General features: G+C 50.2%; 19 protein-coding genes and 1 other RNA gene. 9 read left to right on the top strand and 11 right to left on the bottom strand.

Annotated features, from left to right (window positions below; translation table 11 throughout):
- Positions 1–73: 73 nt before the first annotated feature.
- The 5 genes from HF324_RS29205 to ffs all read right to left on the bottom strand — a co-directional run bounded on the left by HF324_RS29205 (position 74) and on the right by ffs (position 5,130).
- The gene (locus tag HF324_RS29205) at positions 74–1,387 is read right to left on the bottom strand and encodes an NAD(P)/FAD-dependent oxidoreductase (protein WP_168806881.1); all 1,314 of its coding nucleotides are present in this window, start codon (positions 1,385–1,387) and stop codon (positions 74–76) included.
- 547 nt (positions 1,388–1,934) lie between these two features.
- Complete coding sequence (locus HF324_RS29200; protein ID WP_168861461.1) at positions 1,935–2,648, bottom strand: MIP/aquaporin family protein; 714 nt, start codon at positions 2,646–2,648, stop codon at positions 1,935–1,937.
- 12 nt (positions 2,649–2,660) lie between these two features.
- A complete protein-coding gene (gene glpK, locus HF324_RS29195; RefSeq protein ID WP_168861460.1) occupies positions 2,661–4,157 on the bottom strand; it encodes a glycerol kinase GlpK in 1,497 nt (498 codons plus the stop codon).
- A 94-nt stretch (positions 4,158–4,251) separates the two neighbouring features.
- Positions 4,252–4,902, bottom strand: coding sequence for a fructose-6-phosphate aldolase (fsa, locus tag HF324_RS29190; RefSeq protein WP_078667044.1), 651 nt, complete (start codon positions 4,900–4,902; stop codon positions 4,252–4,254).
- 129 nt (positions 4,903–5,031) lie between these two features.
- An RNA gene (gene ffs / locus HF324_RS29185) (signal recognition particle sRNA small type) lies at positions 5,032–5,130 on the bottom strand.
- A gap of 234 nt (positions 5,131–5,364) precedes the next feature.
- On the opposite strand from ffs, the gene HF324_RS29180 reads away from it, so the two are divergent.
- Complete coding sequence (locus tag HF324_RS29180) at positions 5,365–5,796, top strand: DUF5684 domain-containing protein (RefSeq protein ID WP_168806878.1); 432 nt, start codon at positions 5,365–5,367, stop codon at positions 5,794–5,796.
- A 27-nt stretch (positions 5,797–5,823) separates the two neighbouring features.
- A complete protein-coding gene (locus tag HF324_RS29175) occupies positions 5,824–6,234 on the top strand; it encodes an RDD family protein (RefSeq protein WP_168861459.1) in 411 nt (136 codons plus the stop codon).
- A 90-nt stretch (positions 6,235–6,324) separates the two neighbouring features.
- Here the strand turns inward: HF324_RS29175 and HF324_RS29170 are convergent, their stop codons facing one another.
- The gene (locus tag HF324_RS29170; protein ID WP_168806876.1) at positions 6,325–7,065 is read right to left on the bottom strand and encodes an RDD family protein; all 741 of its coding nucleotides are present in this window, start codon (positions 7,063–7,065) and stop codon (positions 6,325–6,327) included.
- Positions 7,066–7,176: 111 nt separating this feature from the next.
- Here HF324_RS29170 and HF324_RS29165 point away from each other — a divergent pair, with 111 nt between their 5' ends.
- From HF324_RS29165 to HF324_RS29145, 5 genes are read left to right on the top strand one after another with little or no spacing between them, the layout of a single operon-like run.
- Complete coding sequence (locus HF324_RS29165) at positions 7,177–8,175, top strand: stage II sporulation protein M (RefSeq protein WP_168806875.1); 999 nt, start codon at positions 7,177–7,179, stop codon at positions 8,173–8,175.
- A gap of 1 nt (position 8,176) precedes the next feature.
- Complete coding sequence (locus HF324_RS29160; RefSeq protein ID WP_168806874.1) at positions 8,177–9,022, top strand: DUF4129 domain-containing protein; 846 nt, start codon at positions 8,177–8,179, stop codon at positions 9,020–9,022.
- On the top strand, positions 9,019–10,248 hold the full coding sequence (locus HF324_RS29155) for a DUF4350 domain-containing protein (RefSeq protein ID WP_168806873.1): 1,230 nt from the start codon (positions 9,019–9,021) through the stop codon (positions 10,246–10,248). The genes HF324_RS29160 and HF324_RS29155 overlap by 4 nt, the downstream gene beginning before the upstream one ends.
- Complete coding sequence (locus HF324_RS29150) at positions 10,248–11,228, top strand: AAA family ATPase (protein ID WP_168806872.1); 981 nt, start codon at positions 10,248–10,250, stop codon at positions 11,226–11,228. Before HF324_RS29155 ends, HF324_RS29150 begins: the two co-directional genes overlap by 1 nt.
- Before the next feature lie 11 nt (positions 11,229–11,239).
- On the top strand, positions 11,240–12,592 hold the full coding sequence (locus HF324_RS29145) for a DUF58 domain-containing protein (RefSeq protein WP_168806871.1): 1,353 nt from the start codon (positions 11,240–11,242) through the stop codon (positions 12,590–12,592).
- A gap of 2 nt (positions 12,593–12,594) precedes the next feature.
- Here HF324_RS29145 and HF324_RS29140 read toward each other — a convergent pair whose 3' ends face one another.
- From HF324_RS29140 to gatC, 5 genes are read right to left on the bottom strand one after another with little or no spacing between them, the layout of a single operon-like run.
- Complete coding sequence (locus HF324_RS29140) at positions 12,595–13,278, bottom strand: hypothetical protein (protein ID WP_168806870.1); 684 nt, start codon at positions 13,276–13,278, stop codon at positions 12,595–12,597.
- Between the two features lie 10 nt (positions 13,279–13,288).
- Positions 13,289–13,876, bottom strand: coding sequence for a riboflavin synthase (locus tag HF324_RS29135; RefSeq protein WP_168806869.1), 588 nt, complete (start codon positions 13,874–13,876; stop codon positions 13,289–13,291).
- 21 nt (positions 13,877–13,897) lie between these two features.
- Entirely contained in the window at positions 13,898–14,458 is a 561-nt protein-coding gene (locus HF324_RS29130) for a cob(I)yrinic acid a,c-diamide adenosyltransferase (protein ID WP_168806868.1), read from the bottom strand.
- Positions 14,459–14,490: 32 nt separating this feature from the next.
- On the bottom strand, positions 14,491–15,204 hold the full coding sequence (locus tag HF324_RS29125) for an ABC transporter ATP-binding protein (protein WP_078667055.1): 714 nt from the start codon (positions 15,202–15,204) through the stop codon (positions 14,491–14,493).
- Positions 15,205–15,208: 4 nt separating this feature from the next.
- Entirely contained in the window at positions 15,209–15,499 is a 291-nt protein-coding gene (gene gatC / locus HF324_RS29120; RefSeq protein ID WP_168806866.1) for an Asp-tRNA(Asn)/Glu-tRNA(Gln) amidotransferase subunit GatC, read from the bottom strand.
- A 189-nt stretch (positions 15,500–15,688) separates the two neighbouring features.
- On the opposite strand from gatC, the gene trpS reads away from it, so the two are divergent.
- Both trpS and HF324_RS29110 read left to right on the top strand, forming a co-directional pair.
- The gene (trpS, locus tag HF324_RS29115) at positions 15,689–16,699 is read left to right on the top strand and encodes a tryptophan--tRNA ligase (protein WP_168861458.1); all 1,011 of its coding nucleotides are present in this window, start codon (positions 15,689–15,691) and stop codon (positions 16,697–16,699) included.
- 46 nt (positions 16,700–16,745) lie between these two features.
- Positions 16,746–17,381 (top strand): deoxynucleoside kinase, encoded by a 636-nt coding sequence (locus HF324_RS29110; protein ID WP_078667058.1) that lies wholly within the window; start codon positions 16,746–16,748, stop codon positions 17,379–17,381.
- Positions 17,382–17,527: the final 146 nt, after the last annotated feature.

Genomic DNA, 17,527 nt, shown 5'->3' with positions numbered 1-17,527 from the left:
TGTTCATCAGGTCTTTTGCATTTTTAACAATAAAACACCTATTATATATAACAACAAAACAACCATGTTTGGGTCACACGCCTACGGTTTGCCGTAGTTTCACGATGTTGGCGGCGCCGCGTTTGATGATGATGCGGGTACCTCTTTCGTAGGTGAAATAGCGGTAGAACCAGTTGATGAACACCACCAGTTTGTTACGGAAGCCGAGGAGGCTCATAAGGTGTACGATCATCCATACGATCCAGGCGAAGTATCCGCTGAGGCGCATGTTGGCAAATTCGGCCACAGCCCTGTTACGGCCGATGGTGGCCATACTGCCGAGGTCTTTGTAATAGAAGCCTTTGAGTGTTTTTTTCTCCAGCAGCAGGCGGATGTTGTGCGCCAGGTTTTTACCCTGCTGAATGGCTACCTGGGCCACCATGGGATATCCTTTCGGGAAGCGCTGATCATTGGTCATCTGGGCGATGTCGCCGATGGCAAATACGTTGTCGTATCCTTTCAGCTGGTTGAACTCATTGACGATGATGCGGCCGTTGGGCAGGAGGATATCCTGGGGCAGGCCTGTCACCGGTACGCCTTTTACGCCGGCAGACCAGAGCAGGGATTGTGACTGTATCGTTTCTCCGTTGCTGAGGGTGATGGTGTGGCCATCGTATTCTTTTACGCCGGTGTTGACCATCACTCTTACGCCCAGTTCCTGCAACGCTTTCATGGTGCGCTCGGATGTTTTTTCGCTGAAAGATGCCAGTAGTTTAGGACCTGCTTCTATCAGGTAAACATTCATGAGGGATTGGGGCAGATCGGGATAGTCTTTAGGCATGATATATTTCCGCAGTTCAGCGAAGGCGCCTGCCAGTTCCACACCGGTAGGACCGCCGCCGACCATGACGAAGTTGAGCTTCGGCTTTATTTCTTCCGGGTTCTTCAGCAGCAGGCTTTCTTCGAACTGTTTCACCACATAGTTTCTGATCTGTACCGCTTCGATGAGGGACTTCATGCCGATAGCGTTGTCTTCGATGGCTTTGTTGCCGAAGAAGTTAGTGTTGCTGCCGGTGGCGAACACAAGATAGTCATAGTGAATTTCCCCGATACCTGTTTCCAGTATGTTTTCTGCAGTTCTGATACCGGTCACTTCCGCCATGCGAAAGACCAGGTTTTTCTGTTTTCTGAAAATACCTCTGAGCGGGAAAGCGATGCTGTCCGGTTCCAGGCCGGCGGTAGATACCTGGTAAAGCAGCGGTTGAAAAAGGTGATAATTGTTTCTGTCGAGCAGTACGATCTGTACCGGAGCATGTTTCAGTTGCTTGGCCAGGTTGATACCGCCAAATCCTCCTCCTACAATAACTACGCGCGGTTGGGCAGACTCCGGAATGTTAGGCTGGATCATAATTCATCTGTTTATTTTGTGTTGGATATGGCATACCTCGTTATAACATTCTGATACTACCGGCAGTTCAAACGCCGTACCAGTAGTAATCTTTATCAAAGTTACAAAACTTTCAGAAAAAAATGAAAACTAAGAACATGATAAATATCAGGTTTGGAAAAATTTAACGCGGCTGTTTTTTTAATGTAGTCGTTACCGTAAAAATGGCTTGCTGACGTATGCAGGTGCTTACGGCTAAGGCTGTATTAAGAGGGATAGAAAATAGAAGAACGCTACGATTTGGCGGGCCTTACCGGGGGATGCCTCATGTAGGGGCAGTGGGCTATGGCGGAGCTGGCAGGTCATGGCTCCGCGGTTTGCCGGAGGTTATGATAATGAATTCAGCTGCCGTACAAGAATTTTGACTAAAGGGTTGATGCATCATAAATTCAGCTGCCGTACAGGAATTTTGACTAAAGGGATTGATGCATCGTGAATTCAGCTGCCGTACAGGGATTTGAACAACAACGTAGCCCAGGGCGTGAGCCCTGGGGCCATAAAATGTTTATCACGAAGCCAGGAATGCATTATATATCAGCGCCGCTGCGACAGCGCCTGCAACGGGCCCTGCGATGGGTATCCAGGCATAGGCCCAATCGCTGCTGCCTTTGCCTGAGATAGGCAGTATGGCGTGCATAATGCGTGGGCCGAGGTCCCTTGCGGGGTTGATGGCGTAGCCGGTAGGGCCGCCGAGGGAGAGGCCGATGGCGAGTACAACGAAAGCTACGGGCAGGGCATCGAGGGAGCCGATGCCGGTAGCGGGTTTGGGGATATAGAACACTGCCAGTATAAAAACGAGGGTGGCAATAAATTCTGTGAGGAAGTTATAGCCGGGTGTTCGTATAGCCGGGATGGTGCAGAACACGCCCAGTTTGCTGGCGGCGTCTGTGGTGGCGTCGAAGTGTTTTTTGTAGCAGAGCCAGACGAGGAGGGCGCCGAGCATGGCGCCCAGCATCTGGGCGGCGATGTAGGCGGGCACGAGTGTCCAGCTGAAGGAGCCTTTCACCGCCAGGGCGATGGTGACGGCGGGGTTGAGGTGTGCGCCGCTGTATTGCCCGGCGCAGAATACGCCGACAAATACGGCCATGGCCCATCCCATGGTGATGACGATCCATCCGCCCTGGTTGCCTTTGGACTGGTTGAGTACTACGTTGGCGACTACGCCGTCGCCGAGGGCGATAATAAAAGCTGTTCCGATAATTTCGGCTAAAAATGGTGACATGTGTGGAATTTTTTAGTCTTCTTCTGTCCAGGCCTGGGCCGCTTTGATAGCGCGTTTCCAGTCCTTGCAGAGTTGTTGGCGTTGTGATGTTTCCATAGATGGTTCGAACGTGGCGTCTACTTTCCACTGGCGGGCGATAGACGGGATGCTGTCCCAGAACCCTACGGCGAGTCCGGCGAGGTAGGCAGCGCCCAGCGCGGTGGTTTCAGTGATGTGCGGGCGTACCACGCTTACCTGCAGCAGGTCGGACTGGAACTGCATGAGCAGGTTATTGCTGGTGGCGCCGCCGTCGACGCGCAGTTCGCTGATAGGCATACCGGCGTCGCCTTCCATCGCTTTGAGCACGTCCATGGTCTGAAAGGCGATACTGTCGAGTGCGGCGCGGGCGATGTGGGCGGCGCTGGTACCGCGGGTGATGCCCACCATGGTACCGCGGGCATGCTGGTTCCAGTAGGGGGCGCCCAGTCCGGCGAATGCCGGCACGAAATATACGCCGTCGCTGTGGGGTACGGTGGCGGCCAGTTTCTCCACGTCGGCAGAGTGGCGGATGATACCGAGGCCGTCGCGCAGCCACTGTACTACGGCGCCGCCGATGAAGATGCTGCCTTCGAGGGCGTAGGTGGTTTTGCCGTTGATCTGCCAGGCTACGGTGGTGAGCAGGTTGTTTTTGGACGGGATGGGTTTGTCGCCGGTATTGAGTACCATAAAACAGCCGGTGCCGTAGGTATTTTTCAGCATGCCGGGCTCGGTGCACATTTGTCCGAAGAGGGCTGCCTGCTGGTCGCCGGCGATGCCGGCAATAGGAATACGGTAGGGGGTGAGTGTTGCTTCCGAGTAGCCGTACACTTCGCTGGAAGGTTTTACTTCGGGCAGCATGGAGGCGGGGATATCGAAGAGGGAGAGCAGTTCGTCATCCCATTTCATGTCGTGGATATTAAACAACAATGTGCGGGAGGCGTTGCTCACATCGGTGATATGCAGCTGTCCGTTGGAGAAGTTCCAGGTGAGCCAGCTGTCTACCGTGCCGAAGGCCAGTTCGCCGGCGGCTGCTTTTTCCCGGGCGCCGGGCACGTTGTCCAGTATCCATTTTATTTTGGTAGCGGAAAAATAGGCGTCTATCCGCAGACCGGTTTTGTCTTTGATGAGTTGTTCTTTGCCTGCTTTGATAAGGCTGTCGCAGTAGGCGGCGGTGCGGCGGTCCTGCCATACGATGGCATTGTGAATGGGCTTACCGGTTTTACGGTCCCATACGATAGTGGTTTCGCGCTGGTTGGTGATGCCGATGGCAGCGATGTTATCGCCGGTAATGCGGGCTTTGAGCAGTACTTCCGCGGCCACGCTGGCCTGGGATGTCCAGATCTCCATGGCGTCATGTTCCACCCATCCGGGTTGGGGGAATATCTGTTTGAATTCTTTTTGTGCGGTCGCTTTGATGCTGCCGTCGTGGTCGAAGATAATGGCGCGGGAGCTGGTGGTGCCCTGGTCCAGCGCAAGAATGTATTTCCCCATCCGGTTAATGGTTTTAGTGGTTAACAATTTACAAAAAAAATCCCCGGCGCAAGAACTGCACCGGGGATACACCATCTAAAAAATATCTTTGAAATTACATTTTCTTGGCGTCTTCCAGGAACTTGGCGAGGCCGATGTCCGTTAAAGGATGTTTCAGCAGGCCGAGGATGGAATCTAACGGGCAGGTACATACGTCAGCGCCTACTTCCGCGCATTTAACGATGTGGAGCGCGCTGCGGATGGAAGCTGCAAGGATCTCCGTTTTGAAGCCCTGCAGGCTGTAAATCTGCGCGATCTGTGCAATCAGCTCAACGCCATCCCAGTTGCTGTCATCGATACGACCGATGAAAGGAGATACGTAGGCAGCACCGGCTTTGGCAGCCAGGATCGCCTGACCGGCAGAGAACACCAGAGTGCAGTTGGTACGGATACCGTTCTCAGAAAACCATTTGATGGCTTTTACGCCTTCTTTGATCATCGGAACTTTCACCACGATGTTAGGGTGAATAGCGGCCAGTTTCTTTCCTTCTTCCACGATAGATTTGAAATCGGTAGAAAATACTTCCGCGCTCACATCTCCGTCCACGATTTCGCAGATGTCTGCATAATGTTTCAGGATAGCGGCTTCCCCTTTGATGCCTTCCTTGGCCATCAGCGACGGGTTGGTGGTTACACCATCCAGCACGCCGAGATCATGAGCTTCTCTTATCTGATCGAGATTGGCTGTATCGATAAAGAATTTCATACTATTAAGAATTAGTTTGTAAGGACTTGGTTTGCGTCATTTTTGTGGAGTACACTGTCATTAGTGAAGAGGTGAGCAAATAGTAACCAGATGACTACTGACGAGCGACTAATGACCTTTAAAAAAGAAAAAAGGCAAGTTACTTATATCGCACCGCTTCAACCACCTACCCTTGCTACATTCCTGTCCTGGGGAGTTCAGCAGGAGCTGGTCGTATAAGACTTGCCGGTTGCAAAGGTAATGCAATCCGCTGAAAATCCAAATTTTGTAAAAGAAATCTCAAAAAAAATGTTGGATCAGCTCTGCTGGTGTATGATTTTCCGGTAAAAAAATCAACCAAATATGTATTCACTTCATTTGTTATACTTGAATTTTTGTGTATCTTGTTGACGTTTTAATCCCCGACAGTAAGCTGAACATGTGACAGCCCCTGTCTTATCTTTCATTCAAAACTATATTCTTATGGACAACGCCAGTAATGCGGCCGTTCTAGCCCTGATGCTCCCCTTCATTATTTTCTGTCTCGCCTTCGCCGTCTTTTCCATTATCTGTATGTGGAAAGTATACAGGAAAGCGGGTTTTGAAGGCTGGGAGTCCATCATCCCCATCTACAACACCATCATCATGCTGAGAATTATCGGCAAACCATGGTGGTGGCTGCTGCTGTTCTGTATTCCTGTTGTGAACATCATTTTCGCGATCATGGCAATGGACCTGCTCAGCAAAAGTTTCGGAAAAGGCACCGGCTTCACCTTCGGGCTGATTTTCCTGAACTTCATCTTCCTCGCTATCCTGGCATTCGACCGTACCATTGTGTACCAGGGTCCGGCTGGCGACCCCAACGGCCCCCGGCCACAGCAGGACATTAATGCTATCGGTAAAAACCTCGTATAATTTTTTAACCGTTTTATATTTTAACCTATGGATACAATTAACCAAAACAAAAGTTCCGATCTGCTCTCTGATCTGCACGAAACCGCTAACCTGGAGCACGCCTCCAAAGGCCAGCGTTTTGCCAATCTGCTGATCGACGCCATTATCGTGGGCGTAGCCCAGAACATTCTTGCCGCTGTACTGACACTCGGAATGATGGAGTCTGTCATACTCAGCCTGGTCATCAACCTCGCTTATTACACTGTAATGGAAGGCTATGCCGGTGGCCGTACCGTCGGTAAAATGGTAACCGGCACGCACGTAGTGAGCACTAACGGTGTACCGCTGACCACCGGCCGTATCATGCTCCGCACCGTTTGCAGATGGGTGCCTTTTGAACCTTTCAGCATGCTGTTTGGCGATGCCCCTGGCATGACACCTGGACAGACACTGCTGTAGTAAAAGGCAAATAGTCTGTGCAATAATTTTTCTTTAAAACAACAAGGCCGAAGCAATCTGCTTCGGCCTTGTTGTTATTGATCACGTACATCAGTTGTCGCGCGTAGTGTAGTAGTTGTAATCATTCAGTACCGTTTCCAGGAAATTGGTATTGGGCAGTTCGGATTCAATATGAAGCACCTCCTTTACCCGGAAAGCCACTTTGGCCGCCAGCACCTCATCTCCGGCTTTTAGCGCCTTGTCAAGCAGGTCTTTCACCTTGTTCATGTCCCGGTCGGATAACCGCATGATCTGCGGAAACTGCGGCTGGTAGTCGGAAGCAGACATATCCCGGAAAATGGTTTCTTCAATGCTGCCCTTACGTTTGGTGTTGATCACAATGGTGCCGGCCACCAGGTCGCCCAGGCGCTGATTGTAAGGTGTGCGGGCCATCGTCACGATCGGCAGGATCACCGGAATAAAAAACAACCCGGCCATCAACGGGGATTCTATCATCCGGAATATCCACCGGATCATATGCTGGCTCACGGTAGGCTGGTTTCCCGTGAGGCTCACCGCTTTTATGTGTAATATCTTTTTTCCCGGGGAATAACCACCCATGATGCTCTCCATGACCAGGAAATACAACATGACAGGTAGCATCGCCAGTATAATCAGTACCGTCCGGGCGTCGCTGTTTATCGCAAGGGAAGAAATTACCATCATGGCCGCCAGAACATATACCCCCCGGATCGCAAAATCAATGAGCCAGGCCAGAAAACGCGTCATCGCCTCCGCCGTTTCAAATTCGAGGTCAATGTTAAAGGAAGTTGGTATTTTTATGTTGCTCATACTCAAATTTACATATTAGTTTATATATTGTTAAACGATTTAGTATGTTTGCCCGATACTCCCCTGTGCTGTAGGAAGATATCCGGATTTTTAATGGGAATTTGACTCACTATGAGAGAATCATTGTTTATCAAGAAAAATTTGCCCCGCTGGAAACAAATCCAGGAGGAGCCAACCGAGGACCCCGACGAAATGGCGGAAAGATTTGTTTCCTTGCTGGATGATCTCTCTTATGCCAAAACATTCTATAGCTTTAGTAAAGTCACCCGATATATCAACGGACTGGCGGCTGGTATTTATCAGCGTATCTACCAGAACCGCAAAGAAGAAGTAGGCCGTTTTCAGCTGTTCTTCCGGTATGAACTGCCGCTGTTGTTCCGTCAATATCACCGGCTGCTGTTGTTTACCCTCTGCTTCTTCCTGCTGTTCTGTATTATGGGCGCTTTTTCATCGGCCCATGATGAAACCTTTGTCAGAGGTTTTCTGGGAGATGAATATGTGAATATGACAGAACGGAACATTGCCAACAATGATCCGTTTGGCGTATATAAACAAGGCAATCCGCTGCTGATGTTTCTGCAGATAGCGGTCAACAATATACGGGTATCCCTGATGTGTTATGTAGGCGGTATCTTCCTGGGCGCCGGCTCTTTATACCTGTTACTGCACAATGGCATTATGCTCGGCGTATTCCAGTATATCTTCTTTTCCCATGGCCTCGGCTTCAAATCCATACTGGTGATATGGATACACGGAACACTGGAGATTTCGAGCATCGTTATCTCCGGTTGCGCCGGTATCATCCTCGGGAAAAGCCTGTTATTTCCCGGTACGCGCAAACGGCTGGACTCCCTGCGTAAAGGCGCGAAAGACGGTATCAAGATCATGGTAACGCTGATCCCCATTTTCGTGGTAGCGGCTTTCCTCGAAGGCTTCGTGACCCGGTACACCGAAATGCCTTTATGGCTTAGCCTTTTTATACTCGCCGCCTCACTGTTGTTCATGGTCGGTTACTTCGTCGTATACCCGATCCGTTTACACCGCAAAGGATATCGTTTAAGCGAGACGGGCAAAGTGATTGCCCCGTTGCCTTCAAAGCAGTTAAGTTAATATGATGAGAAGAATTTGCAGAAAATATGGCCGGCGACTGCTGTTGTTATGCCTGCTAAGTGCGCCGCTGACGGCGATTTCTCAGGATGCACCGCCGGCGGCAACAGAGGCGGTGCCGCTGCTGCCGCCGGCAGATACTGCCCCGGCGGTACCCGTGGCCGAAGATGCTGCCGTTGAAGAAACACCGGCAGAAGCTGTTCCCCTGACAGATGAATACGGCAAAGAGATAGAACTGCCTTCGTTTGACAAACGTACGGTAAACGCAAGCATTATCGAGAAGCTGAAAGCAGATAAAAACATGCACTACCGCGATAAGCCCGCGAAAGAGGCTAACTCCAAAAGCGCGGAACGATTTACCGCTTTTATCGCGATGGTGCTTTATGTCCTCTGGAAGTTCAGCTGGGTGATCCTTGCCCTCCTGTTGGCGGGCCTGGGATATCTGTTGTACCGTTTTATGAAAAACAACGGCCTGAGTATCTTCCGAAAACCCAAACTGATCGATGGCCTGGAAGAAATACAGGAAGAAGACCTGCAGAGCGCGGGAGAGTATGAAGAAAAGATCCGCGCTGCCATCGCAGCCGGAGAAATCAGGCAGGCCATCCGCTGGTGGTACCTGTACACGCTTTTCCAGCTGGCCAACCGTCAGCTGATCACGCCCGGCAGGGAAAAAACAAACAACGACTATCTCCGCAGTATGCGTAATACGCCTTACTATAAAACGTTTTCCACATTAACACTGGATTATGAATACATCTGGTACGGTGGATTTGATATCAGTGAAGACAACTTCAGGACCATGGACCAGCAGTTCAGGGATTTTAATCACCAATTAGGCAAAGCTTCGTGAAAAACAGGACCACCTATATCATCATCGGCGTTGTATTACTGCTGCTAATACTACTGGCTGTCATCAGCCAAAATGGCTCCCTGCGCGATGACAAGCTGTCCACCAAAATGGCTGCATCCTCTTTCTCCAGCAAAGATAAAAAGGCAGGCGGCGCTTACGTAGCTTTCAAAACATTGCCGGAACTATTTATCCGCCGCTCCGTACAGGTAGTGACCAAGCCCTTCGCCAGAACTTTCGCCAAAGAGCCGGAACTGCGTTATGCGGGCAACAACTACATCCTGGTGGCCAATGAACTGTTCACCACGGAAAAAGATGTGGAGGCCATGATGGATTATGTGTCCATCGGCAACTACCTGTTTTTGAGCGTCAACAGGATCGACCCGTTGCTGGCGAAGAAACTGGAATGCAAAATAGAGAATGGTTCCAACTACCAGCCAGGCACTCCTCATAAAGTGCAGGGATATAAAGACGAAACCGTGCCGCTGGACACAAGTTACAGCTACAGCGGGATGATCGCTACCAGCTATTTTTCAGGTATCGATACCGCCTATACGAAAGTGCTGGGCACCAATTTTAAAGGCAAACCCAATTTTATCCGGGTAGTGCGCGGGCGTGGTTGCTTTTTTATTTCGCTCAACCCTTACACTTTCACCAACTACTTCCTGCTGGAAAAAAATAACATAGCAGCGTTGGAAACACAGATGTCCTACATGCCGGACAATGCGTATAATATTTACTGGGACGACTTTTACAGTCACCAGTTCAGCGCACAGTCGGGCGACTTCAGCGAATGGCAGGTGCTGATGCGCTATCCTTCCATGCGATGGGCGCTATGGCTGGCGGTATTGCTACTACTGCTCTACGTGATCTTCGAAGGAAAAAGAAGGCAGCGGATCATCCCGGAGAAACCAATGCTGGCCAATAATTCCCTGGAGTTCGTGGATGCCATCGGACAGTTGTATTACCAGCAGCACGACAACTTCAACCTGGCGCATAAAATGACACTGCACCTGCTTGAATATATCCGTACCCGTTATTACCTGAATACAAACCATCTCAACCCGCAGTTCATAGAAGCACTGTCCAAAAAAGCGGCTATGCCGGAAAATGACATACGGGAACTGATGGATATGATCCACCGCATACAGCTGGCCGGCGCGGTAAGCGACGAACAACTCAAACATTTTTACGAACGCATTCAACATTTTTATTTAAATACGAAATAATGGACATCAATACCTTTCAACCCAGGACTGATTTTACCACCCTGCATGAAGGCGTGGAAGCTATCAGAGCACAGATTGGTCAAGTAATTGTGGGACAGCACCAGATGGTGGACCTGCTGATAGCAGGCCTGCTCACGCAAGGGCATGTACTGATTGAAGGGGTGCCGGGCGTGGCCAAAACACTGACCGCCAAATTGCTGGCGCAGTGTATCGACGCTGATTTTTCCAGGATACAGTTTACCCCCGACCTGATGCCGGCGGATGTGCTGGGCACATCTGTATTCAACCCTCAGACACGGGAGTTTGAATACAAAAAAGGACCTGTTTTCAGCAACCTCGTACTGATAGATGAAATTAACCGCGCCCCGGCCAAAACGCAGTCGGCGCTTTTTGAGGTGATGGAAGAAAGACAGATCACCAACGATGGTACGACTTATCAGCTGGACCGTCCGTTTATGGTGATCGCCACCCAGAACCCGATAGAACAGGAAGGTACCTACCGGTTGCCGGAAGCGCAGCTGGACCGCTTTCTTTTCAAAGTGGAAGTGAAGTATCCCGATCTAAAAGAAGAAGTAGCGGTACTGCAAAGTGTACAGCGGCTGAACGGCGCCACCGACCTGTCTGCAGTAGTCGCCAAAGTGGTGACTGCTACGCAGGTGATCGGATTCCAGAACCTGGTGCGCCAGGTGAGAATTGAAGAAAAGCTGTTGCATTATATCGCTTCTATTATCCAGGAAACCCGCATGAATGCATCGCTCTATCTCGGTGCATCACCGCGTGCGTCCATTGCCGTGATGAACTGCGCCAAAGCGATGGCCGCTATGCGCAACCGGGATTTTGTTGTTCCTGACGATATCGTGGAAATGATCCCGCACGTGCTGCGGCACCGTATTATGCTGACACCGGAAAAAGAAATGGAAGGTATCCGTACTGATGATGTGATCGCACAGATTATCAAGATGGTAGAGGTTCCCAGATAAGCTGATTATATATGTCTTCAACTGTAAAAAACAACTTGTATCAGCAGCTGTTTTTCAGCAATCGCCTGTACCTGGGGCTGGGGGCCAACATCCTGTTGTTCATCATCTCCTTTTTTGTACCGGGGCTGTTCAATGTTGCCATAGTAATTTTTGCGGTACTGCTGGCATTGTTGCTGCTCGATATCATATTGCTGGTGTTAAGGCCGGCCAATATCCTCGAAGCGGCACGTACAGCCAGCGCGCGTTTCAGCAACGGCGATGAAAACGAGGTAACCGTTACCTGTACCAGCCGTTATCCTTTTCCCGTGTTTGTTACACTGCTGGAAGAGCTGCCGTTTCAGTTCCAGGACCGTAATTTCTCTATGAAGGCAAAGCTCAATGCCGGAGAGCAATACGTGTTTAAGTATCAGCTGCGCCCGGTGGAGAGAGGAGTGTACCAGTTTGGTTATACGTACATTTTTGTACAGAGTGCGCTGGGTATCGTCAACCGCCGTTTTGTTTTTAATACCGAACAGGACATACAGGTATACCCCAGCTTTCAGCAGCTGCGGCATTTCTCGCTGTATTCGTATATGAACCGGCTCAATGAAATAGGCGTGCATAAACGCCGGGTCATCGGGCACAGTATGGAGTTTGATCACATCAAACCTTACACGAAGGGAGATGATGTGCGGATGCTCAACTGGAAAGCGACAGCCCGTTCCGGTAACCTGATGGTGAATAATTATGTGGAAGAAAAATCGCAGCAGGTGTATTGTGTGATTGACAAGGGGCGTAGCATGAAGATGCCTTTTGACGGGCTTACTTTGCTGGATTATGCAATCAACGCATCATTGGTGTTTAGTAATGTGGCGTTGGGCAAAGGCGATAAAGCGGGCCTGGCGGCTTTTAATGAAAATACCGTAGAGGTATTGCCGGCGAGCAACAAGAAAGTGCAGCTCAACAAGATACTGGAGCAGCTGTATGCGCAGGAAACGCAGTGGAAAGAGAGCGATTTTGAAGCGCTGAGCGTGCAGTTGCGCAGTCATTTGTCCCATCGTTCCCTGTTGATGTTGTTCACGAATTTTGAATCGATGTCCAGCCTGCAGCGGCAGTTGCCTTTTCTGCGGCGGCTGGCGAAATATCACCTGGTGCTGGTTATTTTCTTTGAGAATACAGAGCTGAAGCGGATAACGGAGCAGCCGGCGGCAGATGTGGAGGCTATTTACAAGCAGACTATCGCGCAGAAGTTTGCCTACGATAAAAAACTGATCGTGAAGGAGCTGGCCAAATACGGTATCATGTCTTTACTGAGTACGCCGGAGCACCTTACGCTGAATGTGGTGAATAAATACCTTGAGTTGAAGGCGCGTACGCTGATTTAATTTTATTGACGCCGGCCCCGGGACCCTGGCCGGTTTGCCGGAGGTGGCAGGTCGGGGTCGGGCATTATTTTAATGGGCACTTCCGAACGGATATAGAGGTCCGGGTTGGGTTTGTACCATGCTTCCATGAGCACTGCCTTTGCAGTATCTTTTTGTTCCACCAGTACATCTTGTCCGATAACAGCGCCGGCAGAAGTCCGGAACCGCAGCTGTACGGTATCCAGCGGCAATACGCGCCCGCTGCTGAATTTCCCTTCTACGTTCATGTAATAGCGGATGTTGCGTTTGATGCTGTCCGTATAATGATTGAAGCGCATACCTACCAGGTAGGGGAGCGTGATGGTGTTTGAAAGCGGCGTATTCCCTTCCCCGTTAACGGTGATGGTTATACGATAATGGTCTTTTGCCAGTTGAAGACGGTTGAAATAGAGGACGCCGTTCTGAATATTGCCGTTGGAGGAGCTGACCTGTATTTTATTCCAGCGGAGGTTTCCGCGTAACATGCCGGTCGTCTGGCGGCTGCTGCTGTCGGTGTACACGAGTTCCAATCCGAGGGGGACGCGATCGTACAGTTCTGCCACGGCGGTGGTATCGTACCATACGTTGACACGGGCAAGTCTGGTCTGCTGGGCGTGTGCCAGCAGGCCAGACAGTAATGATATGGACAGCAGCAGGTGTTTTTTCAAAGCTTATTGTTTATCGCACCGCCATTTGACGGGCTACGTATTTGCCCAGAATATCAAACTCCAGGTTGACCAGATGTCCCGGATGCATGAATTGTACGTTGGTGAATGCGAACGTATACGGTATGATGGCCACGGAAAATTCTTTTTCGGTGATATCGAACACGGTGAGGCTGATGCCGTTCATGCAGATGCTTCCTTTTTCCACGATCAGGCCAGCGTTGGCGGTGGGGTAGGTGAAGCGGTACAGCCAGCTGCCGTTCTGTTCTTCGCGGGCGACGCAGGTACCGGTGCCATCTACGTGGCCCTGTACCAGGTGGCCGTCGATGCGGCCGTTGAACACCATGGCCCTTTCGAGGTTCACCCTGGCGCCCGGTACGAGCAGCGACAGATTGGTTTTTTGCAGTGTTTCCGCTACGGCTACGGTCTCGTAGGTATCGCCCTGTATGTTGGTAACGGTCAGGCATACGCCGTTGTGCGAAACGCTCTGATCTATTTTCAGTTCACCGGCAATAGACGACTTGATATTGATGATGAGATTACCGCCGTCTTTGCGGGTGGATATAACTTCTCCTGTTGTTTCAATGATTCCTGTGAACATGCAGCTAATTTAAGAAAAAAACTATACCCTCGGTTTCCAGGGAATTTCTTCCACGCCCAGCTTGTGGCCGGTCCAGCGGGCCAGTACAAAGAGGTAATCGCTCAGGCGGTTGATGTATTTGAGCACCAGCGGTTCGATGAACATGTCCTGTTCCTGCATGCCTACGCAGAGTCTTTCCGTGCGGCGGCATACGCAGCGGGCGATGTGGCAGGTAGATACGGCTACATGTCCGCCCGGGAGAATGAAGTGTTTCATGGGAGGCAGTTCTTCATTCATTTTATCGATGCTGGATTCCAGCAGCCGGATATCCGCCTCGTGGAGATCGGGGATGCGCATTTTTGTTTCCTTGTCGGGATCGCAGGCCAGTGCTGCGCCGACGGTGAACAGGCGGTCCTGTATCTCCTTCAGGAGGGTTTTGGTGTCCGGATCTGCCGTATAATCGCTGACCAGCCCGATATAGGAGTTCAGTTCGTCTACGGTGCCGTAGGCATCGATGCGGAGATCGCTTTTGGGTACTTTGGTGCCGCCGATCAGGGAGGTTTTGCCTTTATCCCCTGTTTTGGTGTATATTTTAAGAGACATCTTTTTTCTGCAAAATACGAATTACGCAGCGGTCATGACTTGAGAAGGGCTTCTTTTTTCTCATTGACCCTGTCAGACTCGATGACACCATCCCTCAGCCGGATGATTCTCCTGGCGTGGTCTGCGATGTCTTCCTCGTGGGTTACCAGCACTACCGTGTTGCCGGAGGCGTGGATGCTGCCGAATATTTCCATGATTTCGATGGAGGTTTTCGTATCGAGGTTACCGGTAGGTTCGTCGGCCAGGATCAGGGAGGGGTCGTTGACAAGGGCGCGGGCAATGGCCACACGCTGGCACTGACCACCGGAGAGTTCGTTGGGTTTGTGTTTGTAACGGTCGCCCAGTTTCACCCTTTCCAGCATCATGCGTGCTTTCTCTTCTCTTTCTTTTTTGCCGATGCCGGCGTAGATAAGAGGTACTGCCACGTTTTCGAGGGCGGTGAGGCGGGGCATGAGGTTGAACTGCTGGAAAACGAAGCCGATTTCTTTGCCGCGGACGCCGGCGAGCGCGTTGTCTTCCATTTTGCTCACATCGTGGCCGCTCAGGATATATTTACCGCTGGTAGGGGTGTCCAGGCATCCGAGAATGTTCATGAGGGTGGATTTGCCGGAGCCGGAAGGTCCCATCAGGGCTACATACTCGTTTTTAAAGATGTCCAGGGATACCCCCTTGAGTACAGGTAGCTCATTTTTACCTAAAAAATAGCTTTTTTTGATGTCTTCCAGGTGGATAACGGACTTTTGCATGTGGTTATTTCTTTATGACTTTTGGTACCTCAAAGTATTCAGAGGTGGCCGCAGGTGCGTTTTGAAGGCCTTCTTCCCGGGTGATGGTGGTAATTACCTTGTCTTCCCGGAAAACGTTATAGTCAGCGGTTAGGTGCAACAACGGTTTTACATGGGTAGTATCCAGTTCATTCAGTTTCTCCACAAAGGTGATCATTCGCTGCAGATCGCCGCGGATGGCGGTTTTCTCCTGCTCGTTGAATTCCAGTCTGGCGAGATCAGCTAACTGTTGTACCAGGGCGTCGTTCACTTCCATAATCAAATTAAATCAAAAAATAATAAAATGTAATGACCAAAAAGGATGGTATCTCAAAAATAGGGATAAACGGAGAGCTTTCAACTGCCTGCCATCGCCTTTTTGCTCATTTTATGATATTTTTTTTACAGACAGGCCGACAAGGGAATATTAAAAGCTAACCGCTTATTCTTTAAATTGCGCCCTGTTATGGCTACAGAAAAAGAAATTGTGGTGAGTGGCATACGCCCCACCGGTTATTTGCATTTAGGCAATTATTTTGGCGCGATCCGTAATTATATCCGGATGCAGGAAGAGTTTGACTGCTACTTCTTTGTGGCAGACTGGCATTCGCTGACGACCCATCCGAACCCGAAAGACCTGCAAGCCAATGTGATGCGGGTACTGGCAGAGAACATTGCTTCCGGCCTGGACCCGGAAAAAGTGACCCTGTACGCACAAAGCCACGTACCGGAGATAGCGGAGCTCTACCTGCTCATGAATATGCTGGCTTATAAAGGTGAACTGGAAAAAGTACCAACCTTTAAAGACAAGGTAAGATTACAGCCGGAGAACGTTAACGCCGGCCTGTTGACCTACCCGGTCCTGATGAGCGTGGACATCCTGATCCAGCGCGCCGTGAAAGTGCCGGTGGGCAAAGACCAGGGCCAGCACCTGGAAATGGCCCGCAACTTTGCACAACGTTTTAATAACCGTTATGGCAACCTGTTCCCCGAGCCGGTGGCCTTTAACTATGGCGATAACCTCGTGCGTATCCTGAGCCTCGATGGCAAAGGCGGTAAAATGAGCAAGAGCGAAAACGAAATGTCCACCCTCTACCTGTCTGACAGCGATGAGCAGATCCGTCAGAAGCTGAAAAAGGCGAAAACCGACAGTGGTAGCGGTGTTCCGGGCGAACCGATGCCGGAATCCGTGTCCAACCTGATAGAGATCATGAAACTGGTATCGACACCCGATACCGTTCAGTTTTATACCGATGCCTTTAACGCCGGCACGATTCGTTATGGCGATATGAAAACGCAGCTGGGAGAAGATATGGTGAAATTCATCACTCCTATCCGCGAAAAGGCCAAAGGTTTGCAGGAAGATCCTACCTATCTGCGTAAGATCATGAAGGAAGGTGCTGAAAAAGCGCGGGCAAATGCGGCACAAACTTTGCAACAGGCGAGAAACCTTATGGGTTTAAACTATTTTGAGTAACCACAGCTGTCAGCAATTTTTCAGTATTCACGACCTTTTCATTAGCATGGCAAAACAAAATAAAATCAAACATATCGCGATCGCCGGCAATATCGGCGCGGGTAAAACCACCCTCACCGAAATGCTCTGCCGCCATTATAAATGGCATCCGCAGTATGAAGATGTAGAGCACAACCCTTATCTGAATGATTTCTATGAAGATATGCCCCGCTGGTCTTTCAACCTGCAGGTGTACTTTCTGAACGGCAGGCTGAAACAACTGCTCGAGATCCAGAACGGAAAAGAGACCGTGATACAGGACCGCACCATCTACGAGGATGCGCATATCTTTGCGCCCAATCTGTATGAGATGGGGCTGATGACCAAAAGAGATTTTGACAACTATTTCAACTTTTTCCAGACGCTGAAGAGCATGGTGAAGCCGCCGGACCTGCTGATTTACCTGCAGGCTTCCGTGCCTACGCTGGTAGCGCAGATACAGAAACGGGGAAGGGAATATGAGGAGAATATCCGGCTCGACTATCTCAAACGGCTAAACGAATATTATAACAACTGGATTGAGAAATATGAAGAAGGACCGCTGCTGGTGATTGATATCGATAAAAATAAATTCCCGGAGAGCGATGAAGATCTCGGGGAGATTATTTCAAAGATCGATTCCCAGTTGTACGGACTTTTCTGATCCGGTAACGATACTTTGCAGAACCCCGTCAGGCCATGGCCTGACGGGGTTTCGCTTTTTCATAAAAAAATTTCCGGCGTTAAGAAGTAATTAACATTCTTCATTTTTCCCCGTTGTATGTTTGCCGTACCAGAATTGTTTGTTAA

It is taken from the genome of Chitinophaga oryzae, from assembly GCF_012516375.2.
Lineage (GTDB): Bacteria > Bacteroidota > Bacteroidia > Chitinophagales > Chitinophagaceae > Chitinophaga > Chitinophaga oryzae.
The sequence above is the reverse complement of the archived record's forward strand: the minus strand, read 5'-3'. Positions and strand labels throughout refer to the sequence as shown.